Here is a 15,672-nt window from a genome sequence, read left to right on the forward strand (position 1 = left end):
ATGCAAAAACACCTCCAAGTTGTCTCCATGCCTTACGACATGATTGCATGCTCTTGAAGGTGTTTTTATTTTGTCTCACGTTATGGGGCAGCCCCTCTATACAGTGAAATTGAGATCCTTTTTTATGTTTTAGATGCTATGTTCCCATGTCATGCGAACGATTTGGATACAGCCCCATTTTCCAGCGATATGCCTGTTTCATGGCTTTTGGCAGCTTTGTGATTATTCGCTCATTTTTTAGTATCCTCTAACCCCGCTAAACATTATAATTTTGCTAGGTATTTTGCGGTACGTATTAACTGGCTGGTAAAGGAGTTCTCGTTATCATACCACGCAGCAATTTTCACCAATGTATCTGTTCCGAGCTCTGTTACCTTTGTCTGTGTTGCGTCAAACAAACTGCCGTAAGTCATGCCGATAATATCAGACGAGACAAGCTGTTCTTCTGTATAGCCATATACATTCGACTGGGACTGTTCCATCTTCGTGTTGACCTGCTCTGCTGTGACGGAGCCGGCTACTACTGCGGTTAATTCTGTCAGTGAGCCCGCCATGACCGGCACCCTTTGCGATGTTCCATCCAGCTTGCCATCCAAGGACGGGATCACTAGCCCGATTGCCTTTGCTGCTCCGGTTGAGGTCGGAATGATGTTGCCCGCTGCAGAACGCGCCCGCCGCAGGTCGATCTTGGGATGGGGTCCATCCAAGGTATTCTGGTCGTTTGTGTAAGCGTGTATGGTGGTCATAAAGCCCTTTTTGAGTGGTGCAAGCTCGTTCAAGAAATACGCCATTGGCGCAAGGCAGTTCGTCGTACAGGAAGCAGCCGAAACAATGGTATCGTTCTTAGACAACGTATGTTCATTGATACCGAAGACAATCGTGGGAACATCGTTCCCGGCGGTGGTGGAGATCAGCACCTTTTTGGCGCCTGCTTCAATATGTGCTGCTGACGCTTTTTTTGATGCGAAGTAGCCAGTGCATTCCAGAACAACGTCAATTTTCAGTTCCTGCCAGGGCAGCTTTCCGGGGTCTTTTTCGGTATAAATCGGAATATCCACACCGTTCACGTTCAAGCTGTTCTCACTATAACCAATCTTGGCATCATAACGCCCTTGCGTGTGTCATGCTTCAGCAAGTGCGCAAGCATCTGCGGACTTGTAAGATCATTGATGGCTGCAACTCTATATCCATCCGTATCAAAAAGCTGCCGAAATGCAAGTCTGCCAATTCTGCCAAAACCGTTAATTGCGATGTTGATTGCCATCATCATAACCACCTTTCTGTCAGATACCCAAATTATATCCCTTGAAATTTTGTGATACACTGTCATAAGTGAAGCATTTAACTATACTATCTGTCAGGTGAGAACCATGCCACAAATTGACCGCCATAAAAACAGAACGGTAAATATCGAATTTGTAGCTGCCGAGGATTTTGCACATATCCCCTACCCGGAGCGGTTTACTCTCGTTTTTGTCACAAATGGAAGCATAAAAGGGATATTGAACGAACGCCCGGTCACCATTTCAGCACCCGCTATTCTTTGTTTGTCTGAAGAGGATACGATACAAGGATTAGAAAAGCACAACGCTTCTGCATCATCATTTTGTTTTCATCTGGATTTTCTTAACTCAACTCCTCATGCTGAAACAGCAGATTACTTTCCGACCGATTTGAAAATACAAACAGGTCTTTCGCTGTTTCGTAAGTCTCCTGAACGAACGGGCATACCTCGCATAACCGAGAAGGCATATCCACAATTATTGGAGTGGTTTTTTGTGCTTGGCACGGAAGTGTATGCGCAAAGCGATGCACTCTGGGCATGTAGAATAAAAAAATATTTTATTCAAATCATGGGAGTGCTTGAACATTTAAACCGTCACAGTGAACAATCACCTGTGGATTTGGTTCTGGAATATATACACACCAATTATTCGAAAAAAATCACCCTGGAAGATTTAACAAAGTGCGCGTACTTGAATCGCGTTTCTCTCAATAAGATGTTTCAGGAAAGATGCGGGTCCACAGCGATGGGCTACTTAATGTCGCACCGCTTGAAGGTTGCGGGGAATCTTCTGACTCATACCGACATGAGCTTAAATGAAATTGCACGAGCTACCGGATTTGAGTATGACACTTACTTCATTAAACAATTTACGGCTAAAAAAGGCATGTCACCAACAGCATATCGGGAAATTTCCCGCAAGTTCTCTGCTGCCCAATGATGAAGGAAGATTCTCCTCTTCATAATCTAATGTTACTTCAACGAACAACGGCAGCCGGTCACGTGGCCAGCTGCCGTAATGAATTGTTGCGCTATAGTTCTTCGTTAGTGCAATAACAAGTTGCTATGACTCATTCAAGATGGAGACATCAGACAAAGCTTCAGTTTCTAGCCGAAAGGGAGCCAGTATGTCCTAAAACTATCGTTTTCCGTCATGAAAAATGAACCCTACGAGTCTACTACCGTAGACATAAAAATATCAACGGGATCCTCACGATCCACTGCAAACCCGAAGCGTTCATATAGACGAATAGCCGCGCTCCCTTGAAGAACATTCAAAGTAACCCGTTTTCCTGCGACATGATCTTGTTTCAGGAAATAAGTTAATACTTGGCTGCCGATTCCTTTGCCTTGGAAATCAGGATGGATGTAAAAATGCTCTAATAAATACCCGTCAGTTAGCGTTTTGAAAGCAATGCATCCAATAAACCTAGGCCCTGCTTTTATGATCCATGTATGATTTGGATCAAATGAATCCCTTAAACGTTGGCGAACCTCTCTTCATTAAATCTTCCTAACCTTGTTAAATCATCATGTAGTACTATTGCCCGTAAATTTGCAATTGTCTCAACATCAGAGCAATCGGACCGGTGAAGAGTAATCTGATCCACCAAGCTGACCCCCCTCCCTTTATTCAATGAATTCTTGGGCTATCCTGCCTATCCCTGCGTTTAGCTCGTAACCATTATTTATAGCATTTTGGGTACAGAAACCATATCATCAAAACACTTGCCGTTACTTGTGGTACGGTCACCCGCTGTCTGTAACGGCAGGCTTTAGAGCTACCCTCAGGGAGAGGACTTAACATTATTGAACTAGCTTGAAATAGATAAGCTACCACCTGTGAATAGCGTATATAAATGAAATAAGTGCCCCGGTTTCGCATAACATCCTATCTATGCTCTTCGTAAATAGCCACATATGTAGAGAATTCGAGAGAAATTATTGAACTACCCTGCTCGTTAGCTAAATAATTTCCTTTCTTTCCGCTTTGTATCTTAGAGTCACGTATTACTTCTAAAATTTGACGGTCTTCATCAATTCCATGACCCATTTGAATTTATAAATGCGATCAGCTCCGTATCTTTATGACTATGACAGAAGTTGTCACTATCCTAATCTATACTAAGTTTTAGATTCTCGTTAACTTTCGTTAAGTAATGAAGTGAACAGGAAACATGAATCACTTGAAGTGCCAGCCCACCTATTTTCTTATCACTTAAATAAAGTACTAGGAGGTGATATGTGAGTGTTAGAACATGTATTAGCACTTAAGCCCAGTTAATGTTATATTTATAAGGATTCATTACCGAATTATTCCAAAATAGTCTGGAGGCCATTGGCATGGAACTAACTCACACTCGCTTGCTTGTAGATTGCTTTAAGGAATGTTTTATTTTTTACCGAGATGTAATGGGGTTGGAACCCATTTGGGGAACAGAGGAAGGAAGATATGCTGATTTCAATGCAGGTAACACTACTCTGGCCCTTTTTGACCGAAAATCCATGGCCGAAGCGATCAACGAATCTTACTCTGTAGACGATCACTTTAATGATAGGACAGTCATCGTCTTTCAAGTGAATGACGTAGACAAGTCATTTCTCGAATTGAAGGGAAAGGTAAACTTTATATCTGAGCCGGTTTCAAGGCAATATGGGATTAGAAGCTTAAATTTCAGAGATCCAGCAGGAAACTTGATCGAGTTGTATCATGAAATTCCTATGGAGTAGGGGGTGTATTGAATGAGTACTATAAGTTATGAAGAATTTGTCCAATTAGTAGAAAAAAATAAGATTATTCCGTTCGCAGCGTTTATCCCAGATTATCCATCGTTGACAGCTGCGGCGGATCATAACGACTGGCATTCAGGATCCGGTACGGATCCATGGTTGTGGCGTATTCGGATTGTCCAAGACGGTGTTGCTGCATATGGAAAGTTTTTTGGTGATAAGGCCTGCTTCATTCAAACCGATTATTTTCCCATAGTCAGGTCCCTCCTATCATCCGGCAAAACCATTGAAGTACGTTATAATGACGGTCTGATATCAAGAACTGCGTATCATATCTATAAAGTCTTGTGCGAGCATGGAAATATCGATTCGCGAAACTTGCGGAAATTGACCGGTTTGGATAAAAAAGAGAACAAAAAAGAATATGAAACGTCACTGGTTGAACTACAGAATTATGGTGATGTCGTTATCACTGGAGCAGCAAAACAAAATGAAGATAATTCAGGCTGGAACAGTATGTGCTACCAACCTTCGGAATTATGGTTGAGCTCGATTCAGGCAAGAAGTGAAGATGTACTCGTCGATGATGCGAGGATTCGGTTGAAATCGGAATTATCCGAATTTTGCTCTGAGAAATCTTTTAGATTCTTTGCAAAGAAACTAGCTCTCTGACTCCGCCTCTATGACGCATCATCAACCGATCATTTTTTGCTAATCCATAATCATGTTGATGACTTGTTTTGCAAACGCAGCATAGGGATCGATCAGATCAGGGCTTCGATCAATAGCCCACCTTAGGTTATCGAAAGCCCTTAATAGTAGCAAATGCCTCGTTTCAGGTAGGTCTTTTTCACTTATTCCGTACCCGTCCATAAACGCTTTAAATTCCTCAACATTTGCACTTTCTTCTAGTCTTAAGATTTGATAATGTATCATTTGAGCAACAGTTGCATGCGGTACCACGCTTACTTCTGGATTCCAGTCCAGTAATATAACTTGCTTTGCCTGATTGACAATTGTATTCTTCAAAGACATGTCTCCATGGTTTAAGCCGAAGTGAAACGATGTATTCTTCAAATTTTCAAACAGTTTTTTTACTCTCTGCGATTCCATCGGAGTAATTACTCCAAGCTCAATCAAACGATCATGCTCATTCAAACAATTGATATTATATTGCACATACCCTTGCCAACTGCCGTCTGATCCGGCATGAGTAGGTGACTGAAACTCACCGTGGACTGGATCAAACAGATCCCCTCCATATCCTCTCACTTGAATAGAATGAATACGCTTGGAATATTCGCCTAGTTTTCTCCAAATATCAGACTTGGGAACAGTACTGTCTACCCCGTTGTCTCCCTCAATAAAGGCTTGAATCATAAATGCGGTTTCATCAACTATACCAATGGACAACACCTTAGGTCCTGGAACGCCAACTGCGGCTGCCTGCTCGATGCACCACTTTTCTTTGATAAAGCTCTGAAATGTATCTTTATTGTTCATCCGGACAACAACTTTATGACTCTCCGTTTCGACTACGAAAATTTGATTTATGATGCCTTTACCTATAATTTGATATGAACTTTTTACTTGTTCCTGAAGAAAATCGCATGCTATTCGCTCTGCTTGTATAACTGCAGATTTTTCCATTGTGTCCTTTATCCCTCCAAGCGTCGTGCTTCTAATAGTTTATCACACACTATTTTGGATAGTACGTTTATAATGAAACTCTACTTCCCGTAACTTTAATAAAATGAGCAGGCAACTGTAGCCTGCTCATTTTTAAGCCTTATTCAACTTACGTTTCTGTTAGCTTAATTGCTAATATATCGACGCATAGAAGGATAATGACAGCGCCCCAATTCATTGTCAGCTGCCTTCTTTTCTTTATTTAATTATCGTTTCCCGTTAGTTTCCCGGTATCATCTATAAGGTGTAAACAGGTTGGCATGTCTAAAATTAATCAAAGCATCATATGCTTCATCTAAATTCATTTCAAATTGATAATCGTCCGAGTTGCGAGAATTAGGATCATTCAAATCAACACCATTAAGGCTTCCGATATGAGGCATCTTCAACATCTCTTTCGTGAGTATTCGCTTTAATTGCTTATCTTGCATTGCACGATCAAAGTCCAAGAAATAAGCATCCTCTGGCAACTTCATGAATGAATTCAGTAATATGTTGTCGATACGAACGGTTAATGAAGGCGGATTCTTATCCGATCGTATCATTGAGTCTGCTGCTAATACCCCCTCATTAAAGGATGTTCCAATTGTATAATATGCATCACCATAACTTTTCTTTAATTGTTCTCCGATATATGTAATTTCTAGCATTTCGTTATCTATACTAATCCCTTTATCTTCTGCAATTTTAACAAAATAGTCTCCTGACGCTTTAATCTTTTTAGCGATATGTCCATTATGCCCTGCGATTAGTATCGGCCCGTTTGCTTGATTTATAATCCAATCCACTTTTTCCTTCATGGCTGTATCGCGATTCTGCGAATGTGAAATAAAGTGTAAGAAACCATAACCTTTACTATAATCTCGTATTAAAGAATCATTTATCGACGAATAGTAGGCATATATAGACAGCATATTCTGCATCGCGATCTCGTACAATTGCTTGCTGGACTTGGATATAAGATGATCAGCTTTCATATTCATTTTGTGTATCAATTGTTCAATAAGACGAACATCCTTCTGTAACAGTGGACTCCATTGATGTTGTATCCGTTTATACATACTTGCAGTTAATGCTCTATCTCTATCAGAATCTAATTCATCACCGACTAAGAGATAAAATAATCCCATAAGGTCATCAACACTTACATTAATGCTGCTGAACTCTCTGTAAAGATCACAATCCACATCTTTTAAATACTTGTCAAGTATGGGTTGTATTAGGTTTGGTCGCTGAACATCCATGCCCCAATATTGCAACTGTTCTTCACTAGATGCGGATCGATTATATTCGCGCATCCAATTGAATAACGCAGCCATCTCTTGTGTGTGGTACATCGGAATCCAGTCTTCCCACACATCTTTCAACTCTATGTCCTCGCCAGAAAGATATCGATTCATTAATTCAAAACCCGCAAATTCCTCCTCCAATACCAATGTGCGAACTCCATACTTTTCGACAAGCACCTTAAATACATCAAGCCGCACAGACTGAAATTCAGCATTGTTATGGGTCGCTTCGCCTAAACCAATAATCTGGACACCATCGGGTATCGTCAATTGCTTAACGGGTACAGCATATTTTTCTAGTTTATTCGTTAGATCATTTGGTTGACTAGAACAAGCAGTAAGTAATATCAATATAACGGTTATCCATGCTAAATATAATCGCCGCCTCATTGTTGCAACTCTCCTCTCTATAGGGGATTTATCTTCCTAACATCAAATCCCATATTAGGTATTCTATAATTTTATTGAGTAATCCTGCCTTTCAGCTTAATGATCTAGAGAAGTGAAATGTAGTTTATGCATATCTAATCGGCAATCGGGTAATGTTCTTATTCATTACGGCAATCGGGACAAGAACTTGTACCGATAAAACAAAAAAGCCGCTAAATTAGCGACTTTCAATGGGATCATGATCTTGTTCCCGACACGAAGAATCTCCAATGAGATTCCGTCTATTTTCGCTCAAGATTCCCCGAATCGCTTAGCGGCTCGTGCCCGGGCCCGAGCGATCTCAACCTCTCGATTGCGGGGTTCAGCTTGAGTCACCAAAGAATCCAGCAGCTGCCTTGCAACGATGGTAATCTCTTGCACCCCTTGGTTAAATGCTGCTTCGTTCGCTTTGGAAGGACGGTTAAAGCCCGAGAGCTTCCTTACGAATTGCAGCGCTGCAGCCTGAATTTCTTCATCCGTCGCAGGCGGGTCGAAATTAAATAAGGTCTTGATATTTCGGCACATGGCATACTAAACCCCTTTCTTGTAATGAACGCACTTTGATGTATCCAGCATAACATAGTTTGCTCATTCAAATAGTTCCTCAACCCTTTCATATTAAAAAAGAAGCAAAACGCGGACTTTGTAAAGGAACGAACGCGAGTAACATTCGCCCCATTTTTCGTAAAGCGATTCATTCCAATCTTCATCCGACACTTCTTTTCCAAGAGCCATTTCGTATGAAATGGCTAGGAACGAACCATTTTCTGCAGCAATTTCTTCAACCATATTACCTCTGGTCGATGGAAGAGCATTTGAAACTGCCAGTCCTTTTTTCGACAAAAAATTTAAAAATTCAATTTCCCCCCGTATATTATTTATTGATCTTCTAATTGTATGTGAGATTTTCAATATGAAAAATGCATTGTTTTTATGGTATTCATAAACAAAGCTTTCATAACCGCCCATTGAACGAATATTGTCTCTATTAATGTCATATCGCTTTATTGCTTCGGCAAGGATCTCTTCAGTGAATTGCTCTTCAATTTCTCGGATCATTTTCTCTACCTTCTTCCATTCTTAAGTTAAGTAGTTGCATCATTTTTTCAATCGGAAATTTCGGCAAACACCTGACGATAAAGCCGCGTTGATTGCTTTCCAAGTAATTGTCCATAAGCGCCCTCTGCCCTCTCTTAGAAACACATCGAGTGCTGGTTAATGCCTGGCAGCGGCAAGCACATCATATGTGACCCTTGTTGGATAAATCTTAAATGAAGAATATTCATCAACCTTCTTAGCACTTAAAGATATCCCCTACACTTTTCATCTCTAAATCGGAATGCTCGTTCTTGTTGACTGTAACATTCTTGTTAAATTATGAAAAGGAAAGAAATTAGTTAAATCAGCCCTTATCTTTGAAGGTTATTGCTTGTTAAAGAGATAGAGACAGGATTCATTCGTTGGTAAACTTCTCAAAATCACTTTTCAGCCAAAGCTGATTCCTGGTTCAAAGAGTTAGGAATGGGTATTGATGCGTCGGAAAAGCCAAGCGGGGCATTGTGTAGGAACAATTCATGAAACCAACTGCAGACTATAACGTAATACTGTATGGTTACGAATGCAGCAAATTATGCTTTGTAGCCAACCATCATAATTACAAACAGGAAGGAGGTAGTACATTGGGAAGGCGTTATTGCAAATGGATCAAGCTCCGGAACTAAAACGGTTTCAGAAGCGACTGCCGACAAGCTTTTTGCTCGGTTCGGCCAAGCAGCTTGAGTGGTTGGGACTTTTTCAAGCTACCTCCTTTCGTGGCTTGCAATGGAGCCGAACCAGCATTGAATCGTGCGTATCCGAATAGCCGTATTTCAATCTGGAGGTGAATCCCTCAAATTTGAGGGAATTAATTGGACATTATTACCGTTACAAATTTAATCATACTCGTTGTCTTGATCGGATTGACCGCATTTTTCGTCGCATCGGAATTTGCCGTCGTGAAGATCCGGATGTCGCGAATTGATCAATTGATAGCTGAAGGCAACCGGAAAGCGGTCACCGCCAAAAAGGTCGCGAGCGACCTGGACTACTATCTGTCCGCATGTCAGCTGGGCATAACCGTTACCGCCCTGGGGCTCGGGGCCATTGGCAAGCCTGCCGTTGAACGGCTGCTGTACCCGATATTCGACCTTCTCAACGTTTCGGACGCCGCAGCATCGGTTGTATCCTATGCGATCGCATTCATCCTCGTGACATTCCTTCATGTCGTCGTAGGCGAGATGGCGCCGAAGACGCTGGCGATCCAATTTGCTGAGAAGTTGACCCTTCTTCTCTCCGCCCCGCTATATTGGTTCGGCAAGATCATGTACCCTTTCATCTGGGCGTTGAACGGAGCTTCACGCGTCCTTCTGCGACGATTCGGCATTAAGCCGGCGGGGCATGAGGAGCATTATTCCGAGGAGGAGCTTCGTATCATCATGACCCAGAGCTATGAAGGCGGCGAGATCAATCAAACGAAGTTGGCCTACATGGAGAACGTATTCGCATTTGACGAACGAGTTGCAAAAGATATCATGGTGCCGAGAACCGAACTTGTGACGCTGGACAAGGATATGAAGTATGAAGAAATCGTCTCCATCCTGGACGAGAATAATTACACTCGTTACCCCGTCATCGAGGAAGGCAGTAAGGACCGCATCATCGGCGTCGTCAACGTGAAGAAAATGCTCCCGCATATCGTTTGCGGACGCCATCGCAATCTTGAGGAATTCGTACGCACCATCCCCTATATCTTTGAGGCGACCCCAATCAAGGAAGCTATGCTGAAGATGCAGCAAGAGCAGGTGCATATGGCGCTTGTTATCGACGAGTACGGAGGCACGGCCGGTATTTTGACGATGGAAGACATATTGGAGGAAATCGTCGGGGAAATCCGAGACGAGTTCGATGCCGATGAGGTGGCTGACATCCGAAAGATCGTTGGTGATCAATACCTGATCAACGGCCGCGTCCTGCTGGAGGACCTGGAGCGGCAATTCGGGATGATCTTCCAGGATACCGGCGGCATGGACACGATCGCGGGCTGGATTCAGTATCAACGCGGCACGACAGTGCAGAACGGGGATGAAATCGAGTTCGGCGGCTATGTATGGACCGTCGCCGAAACGGACCAGCTGCAAATCAAGCAAGTCCGGTTAAAACAAATGGAACCTACCATCTGAACCAACGAGCAATCGCTATAATCAATCTACCTGTGGAGGTGAATCCCTCGCCTGAGGGAAATTATTGGACGGTATAATTGCATTAAACCTGTTTCTGGTAGCCGTGTTCATCGGACTGACCGCATTCTTTGTCGGTGCCGAGTTCGCCATTCTAAAAGTGCGGATGTCCAGAATGGATCAACTGATTGCCGAAGGGAACAAAAAAGCGACGGTTGCGAAGAAAGTCGCGGGCGACCTGGATTATTATTTGTCTGCCTGCCAGCTTGGCATTACGATCACAGCCCTGGTGCTTGGTGCTCTAGGCGAACCGACCGTGGAGCGCATGCTGCATCCCCTCTTCGAGCGATTCGATGTGCCAGCGGCGGTTGCAACGGCACTATCCTATATCATTGCCCTGTCTATCATTACGTTTTTGCATGTTGTCATCGGCGAGCTGGCTCCAAAAACGCTAGCCATCCAATTTGCGGAGAAAATGACGCTAATGCTGGCCGGACCTCTGTATTGGTTCGGAAAGGTCATGAATCCGTTTATTCACGCTCTTAACGGCGCGGCCCGCTTGCTCCTTCGCATGGTTGGCGTCAAGCCGGCTGGACATGAATCGGTTCACTCCGAGGAAGAACTGAAATGGATCGTGGATCAAAGCTACGAAAGCGGCGAAATCAATCAGACGGAACGGGCCTATTTAAACAATATCTTTGCCTTCGACGAGCGATTGCTGCGGGAAATTATGATCCCCCGCGACCAGATCGTGACCGTTCGTAAGGGAATGCCGCTGAACGAGCTGATCCAGTTGCTGGACAACTATGATTTTACCCGCTATCCGGTCGTGGATGAACATTCGACGGATCACTTTGTCGGATTTATCAATACCAAGGAAATGCTCACTAGCATTGCAGCCGGCAAGGAATCCGACGTGGAGCGGTTCATCTACGACATGCCGCGTTTCGCGGACACGGCCTCCATTCGGGACGTCCTGCTCAAAATGCAGCAGACGCGGGTTCATATGGCAGCCGTGACCGATGCTTCTGGCCAAATCGTCGGACTTGTGACGATGGAGGATATTTTGGAAGAAATCGTCGGCGACATTCGTGACGAATCGGTAGGCCGCAGCCTGCCAGCTCTTCAGGGCTGATTCCAGTCTTACTGCGTAATGAACAATATTAAACGTCAATCAGCCCGTTATGGGCGGTTGACGTTATTTTTATCATAGGGATGGGGCACTGGTAATGGTAAAGCATCGAAACGTCTGGCTACCCCACCCATACTCCACAATTTTCCCATTTTCATTGGAGAACATCCTTTTTATTGGTGTTTAATCTTGCTGTCCTTACTCTCTTTTTCATCAAATTCTTCTCTTTCTTGTTTTCCTCAATAAATATCAGTTGTTCTTTTCAATATTTTGCCAGTTAGAAATACTTAATATTTCCGCTGCCTCTCCAATGAAGACCGCTCCTGCTTCCTCATCATCTTGCAGCTGGAACAACATCCAAGCCGTCATAGGTGCAAAAGCATATTCTTGTTACGATTTCGTAGGGGATGAAAAATCCGAACGCCAATTCAAATCCTTCCAGTCCTGATTGTGGTTAGAAGAATTCCGGATTTTATCGCAACCAAATACAAAATAGCCGCAACTATGCGGCTACTAGGCGTGTTTGTTCTTGTCGTCTTACCTTATTTGCTTATCTTGCATTCGACGAGCTGATGGATCCGTTCCCGTATCCTGCCGTTGCAGCTACCCCTTGATCCCCGTCATCGCAATGCCTTCAATGAAGTACCTCTGGGCGACAAGAAAAAGGATGAGCACCGGAGCGCTGACCATGGTCGCAGCGGCCATCATCGCCCCCCAATCGCCGTCTCCGTACTGGTTCTGAAAGGAACTGAGTCCTACCTGTACGGTGCGTAGTTCATCGCTATTCGTGACGATTAGTGGCCAGAAGAAATTGTTCCAGGTCCCCATAAACGTGAAAATCCCCAGGGTCGCCACGGCCGGTTTCAAAAGCGGCGTCACGATCGAAGCCAGAATACGCATATGCCCCCCGCCTTCAATTAAGCCCGACTCGATCAGCTCCGTCGGGATGCCCGTAATGAACTGGCGCATGAGGAAACAGCCGAAGGCGCTCGTAAGGCCAGGAATAATTAGGCCCGAATACGTATCCACCCAGTTCATTTGCGACAAAATGATAAATACGGGAATGATCGTTACCTGCGAAGGTACCATCATTGTTCCGATGTAAGCCAGGAAAAGAGTTTTCCTCCCCTTGAACTCCAGCTTGGAAAAGGCATATCCGCTTGCGACCGACGTTATCAGAACACCTGTCACGGTACTCGCCGTATATAAAGCGGTATTAAAAAAGTACTTATTCCAGGGAGCCATTTCCCAAGCCGTTGTGTAGTTGGACCAGGCAAATTCGGTAGGAATCCACTTGGGTGGGTACACGAATACCTCTCCCGGTGTTTTGATTGAAGTCGTGATCATCCATACTAATGGCAGCAGGGTCGTCACGACCGTCAAAAGCAGGATCGCGTAAACCATAAGCATCCCGATCATGTGTGTTGGTCTTCTCATCCGTTAAACCTCCTACAACTCAATCCTCTTTCTTCTGATACGAGTTCCACTGCCAGATTGTGATAGCGAACAGCAAAATAAATAGCAGAACACTCACCGCTGAAGCCCTGCCAATTTTGAAAAACTCAAACGCATATTGGTAGATATAGTAAGCGATCATATTTGTCTGGTTCATCGGCCCGCCGTTCGTCAAGGCATAAATTTCGCCAAAGGTCTGGAAGGAACCGCTGATCGATGTAATCAAGATAAAAAATGTGGCTGGTCGAAGTCCTGGAATCGTAATCCTGAAAAATTTCTGGACGGCATTCGCACCGTCGATTTCCGCAGCTTCGTACAGGGATCTAGGAACGCCCTGCAGCGCAGCCAGATAAATGACCATGTTATAGCCAAACGACTTCCATATTGAGAAAATGATGACGGACAGCATTGCCGTATCCGGCGAGACAAGCCATTGAAATGGATGATTGGGATTTCCGACCCCGATTTTCTCCAGAAAAAAATTCAAAAGCCCGTAGCTCGGTTCATAAATCCAAATCCATACCTGTGCCACGGCGATTACTGGCAGAATGGATGGCAGAAAAAATGCCGCTCGCATCAGCTTTCGGCCTTTGATTTTGCTGTTAAGCAGCACGGCCACCACGATCGCAATGCTCATGGAGAAGGCTACCGTAAATATCGTAAATACGGTTGTATTGACGATGGATTTCGTGAATACGGGATCCGCAAAGGATTGCTTGTAATTGTCCAGCCCCACGAGCGTGAATTGATTCGCGAACAAATCAACCTCTGTAAAGCTCAAATAAAACGAATAAAATATGGCGAACAGCGTAAATACGGCGATCCAGACAACATTTGGCGCGATCAGCATCCATGCAACTGCCGCATCCTTGCCGAATATACGTTTAAACTTTTTCATGTTTGCACCACCTCGCACACGCTTAATCAAGAATAGAGGGAAGGAGACGGATGCCGCTTTTCTCACCCCATCTCCCTCCTACACGAGCTTATTTAGATGAAGACCATGTTTTTAATAACGGTTTGCTTTCCTCGTACGCTTTTTGCATGGCCTCTTCGGCCGTTTCTTTGTTATGCATGGCAGCTTCGATATGCGAAGTGATAACCTCGGTGATCTCCGTAAGGGTGAGCACGTTAAAAGGCTGATATCTGCCGTACTGGTACCCGTCGATGTGAACCTGAATGTCCGGATTCTCCTTGACGAATTCCTTCCAAGCAGCGATATCCGAACTGCTCTTGCGAATCGGAATCGAACCGTAACCGACCGCGAATTCAGCCGTGTTTTCCGGCGTGGACAACCAGGTTAGAAAATCCCAGGCCGCCTTTTCCTTTTCCGGAGTTGTTTTGAAAATAAAATTGTTCGTGCCGCCCAAAATCGTCGCCTTGCCCTTTGTTCCTTCAGGCAACGGCGCAATGCCATAATCCAGCTTTTCGTTGGCATTCAGGGTTGGAATAGACCATGGTCCCGTAATGCTCATCGCGATCATGCCGGATTGAAATCCGTTTTGCGGCGGCGACAGGCTGGCCACTTTGTGCTTGTTGATCAGATCAGCGAAAAATTGGGTTGCGGCTCTACCGCCTTCTCCGTTAAACTGCAGTTCCGTACCTTCTGCATTGACATATTCGCCCCCGGCCTGCCACAAAAAGGGTGCCCAGGCGGCATCCAACGCTCCGCCCTGTGTCGTTGGCAGGGACATTCCCCATCTCTTTTTAGCCGGGTCCGTCAGCTTCTGTGCCGCTTCGACCAGCTCATCCCAGGTTTTCGGCGGTGTAACGCCCGCTTCATTAAACAGCTTCTTATTATAATAGAGTGCACGATTATTCGTCTCAATCGGAATGCCGTAGGTCACCCCGTCAAATCTCACGTTACCGTCAATCAGACCGTTCAGGAAGTCATCCTCGTTCCACTTGTCCGGCTCGGCCTGGATAAATTCATCCAGAGGTTTGACGACATCCTTCAGCGGTCCCAGCCACATCGGCCACATCAGCATCCCGACTTCCGGCAAAGCCTTGCCTGCAGCTGCTGCCGTTAACTTGGTCACCATATTGTCCGTATCCACGAACACGAGCTTCACCGTGGCATTTGACTGCGACTCGTTATACTTTTTAACGATATTGTCTAAAAATTTCGCGCTTTCTCCGGATGCACCATGCCAAGCCGTAATCGTTACCCGTTTACCTGAAGCCGTCTGATCCGTGCCTGATGCTCCCTCCTTCCCTGAAGATCCGGAGCACGCCGATACTACACCCAGCAGCAAAGCTGCTACCAGCGGTAAAGCCAGTCGTTTAAAATGTTTGAACACTTGAAGACCCTCCCATTCGTAAATCTCGCCTATGCTTTATCCCTTGCCCTGTTCTGCAGCACAGTGCTTTAATAAAGCGTTGATTAAAAACTGATTTTACTGTAGATTAACGGTACCGTGTCTACTTTTAGACTGAAAACCCAATGTT

At 44.5% G+C, this 15,672-nt stretch carries 13 protein-coding genes and 1 pseudogene; 5 read left to right on the forward strand and 9 right to left on the reverse strand.

Annotation, left to right across the window (positions count from 1 at the left end; genetic code table 11):
• Nucleotides 1–263: 263 nt before the first annotated feature.
• A pseudogene (gap, locus tag J2Z18_RS28970) lies at nt 264–1,264 on the reverse strand (type I glyceraldehyde-3-phosphate dehydrogenase).
• Nucleotides 1,265–1,370: 106 nt separating this feature from the next.
• Here gap and J2Z18_RS28975 point away from each other — a divergent pair.
• Nucleotides 1,371–2,225 carry a helix-turn-helix domain-containing protein gene (locus tag J2Z18_RS28975; RefSeq protein WP_007131464.1) on the forward strand — a complete coding sequence of 285 codons (855 nt, stop codon included), beginning with the start codon at nt 1,371–1,373 and terminating at the stop codon, nt 2,223–2,225.
• A 227-nt stretch (nt 2,226–2,452) separates the two neighbouring features.
• Here the strand turns inward: J2Z18_RS28975 and J2Z18_RS30695 are convergent, their stop codons facing one another.
• On the reverse strand, nt 2,453–2,734 hold the full coding sequence (locus J2Z18_RS30695) for a GNAT family N-acetyltransferase (protein ID WP_306436993.1): 282 nt from the start codon (nt 2,732–2,734) through the stop codon (nt 2,453–2,455).
• Between the two features lie 894 nt (nt 2,735–3,628).
• On the opposite strand from J2Z18_RS30695, the gene J2Z18_RS28985 reads away from it, so the two are divergent.
• Together J2Z18_RS28985 and J2Z18_RS28990 are read left to right on the forward strand one after the other, a co-directional pair.
• Nucleotides 3,629–4,015: a VOC family protein gene (locus J2Z18_RS28985; protein ID WP_007131465.1), complete on the forward strand. Its 387-nt coding sequence runs from the start codon at nt 3,629–3,631 to the stop codon at nt 4,013–4,015.
• 12 nt (nt 4,016–4,027) lie between these two features.
• The gene (locus J2Z18_RS28990; RefSeq protein ID WP_007131466.1) at nt 4,028–4,687 is read left to right on the forward strand and encodes an AlkZ-related protein; all 660 of its coding nucleotides are present in this window, start codon (nt 4,028–4,030) and stop codon (nt 4,685–4,687) included.
• A 39-nt stretch (nt 4,688–4,726) separates the two neighbouring features.
• Here the strand turns inward: J2Z18_RS28990 and J2Z18_RS28995 are convergent, their stop codons facing one another.
• From J2Z18_RS28995 to J2Z18_RS29010, 4 genes are all read right to left on the reverse strand, one after another.
• Nucleotides 4,727–5,665, reverse strand: coding sequence for a phosphotransferase (locus tag J2Z18_RS28995; RefSeq protein WP_007131467.1), 939 nt, complete (start codon nt 5,663–5,665; stop codon nt 4,727–4,729).
• A gap of 272 nt (nt 5,666–5,937) precedes the next feature.
• Nucleotides 5,938–7,383, reverse strand: coding sequence for an erythromycin esterase family protein (locus J2Z18_RS29000; RefSeq protein WP_210095702.1), 1,446 nt, complete (start codon nt 7,381–7,383; stop codon nt 5,938–5,940).
• 291 nt (nt 7,384–7,674) lie between these two features.
• Nucleotides 7,675–7,947: a DUF2277 domain-containing protein gene (locus tag J2Z18_RS29005; RefSeq protein WP_007131469.1), complete on the reverse strand. Its 273-nt coding sequence runs from the start codon at nt 7,945–7,947 to the stop codon at nt 7,675–7,677.
• Between the two features lie 93 nt (nt 7,948–8,040).
• The gene (locus tag J2Z18_RS29010) at nt 8,041–8,481 is read right to left on the reverse strand and encodes a hypothetical protein (RefSeq protein ID WP_007131470.1); all 441 of its coding nucleotides are present in this window, start codon (nt 8,479–8,481) and stop codon (nt 8,041–8,043) included.
• Nucleotides 8,482–9,329: 848 nt separating this feature from the next.
• Between J2Z18_RS29010 and J2Z18_RS29015 the strand changes: the two genes are divergently transcribed.
• Nucleotides 9,330–10,640 carry a hemolysin family protein gene (locus J2Z18_RS29015; protein ID WP_210095703.1) on the forward strand — a complete coding sequence of 437 codons (1,311 nt, stop codon included), beginning with the start codon at nt 9,330–9,332 and terminating at the stop codon, nt 10,638–10,640.
• A 64-nt stretch (nt 10,641–10,704) separates the two neighbouring features.
• Nucleotides 10,705–11,772: a hemolysin family protein gene (locus J2Z18_RS29020; RefSeq protein WP_007131473.1), complete on the forward strand. Its 1,068-nt coding sequence runs from the start codon at nt 10,705–10,707 to the stop codon at nt 11,770–11,772.
• Between the two features lie 600 nt (nt 11,773–12,372).
• Here J2Z18_RS29020 and J2Z18_RS29025 read toward each other — a convergent pair.
• From J2Z18_RS29025 to J2Z18_RS29035, 3 genes are all read right to left on the reverse strand, one after another.
• A complete protein-coding gene (locus J2Z18_RS29025) occupies nt 12,373–13,206 on the reverse strand; it encodes a carbohydrate ABC transporter permease (protein WP_007131474.1) in 834 nt (277 codons plus the stop codon).
• 19 nt (nt 13,207–13,225) lie between these two features.
• Nucleotides 13,226–14,122, reverse strand: a complete 897-nt coding sequence (locus tag J2Z18_RS29030) for a carbohydrate ABC transporter permease (RefSeq protein WP_100085266.1) — start codon at nt 14,120–14,122, stop codon at nt 13,226–13,228.
• 88 nt (nt 14,123–14,210) lie between these two features.
• Nucleotides 14,211–15,524, reverse strand: coding sequence for an ABC transporter substrate-binding protein (locus J2Z18_RS29035; protein WP_210095704.1), 1,314 nt, complete (start codon nt 15,522–15,524; stop codon nt 14,211–14,213).
• Between the last annotated feature and the right edge of the window lie 148 nt (nt 15,525–15,672).

The organism is Paenibacillus lactis, assembly GCF_017873605.1.
GTDB classification, from domain to species: Bacteria; Bacillota; Bacilli; order Paenibacillales; family Paenibacillaceae; genus Paenibacillus_AQ; species Paenibacillus_AQ lactis.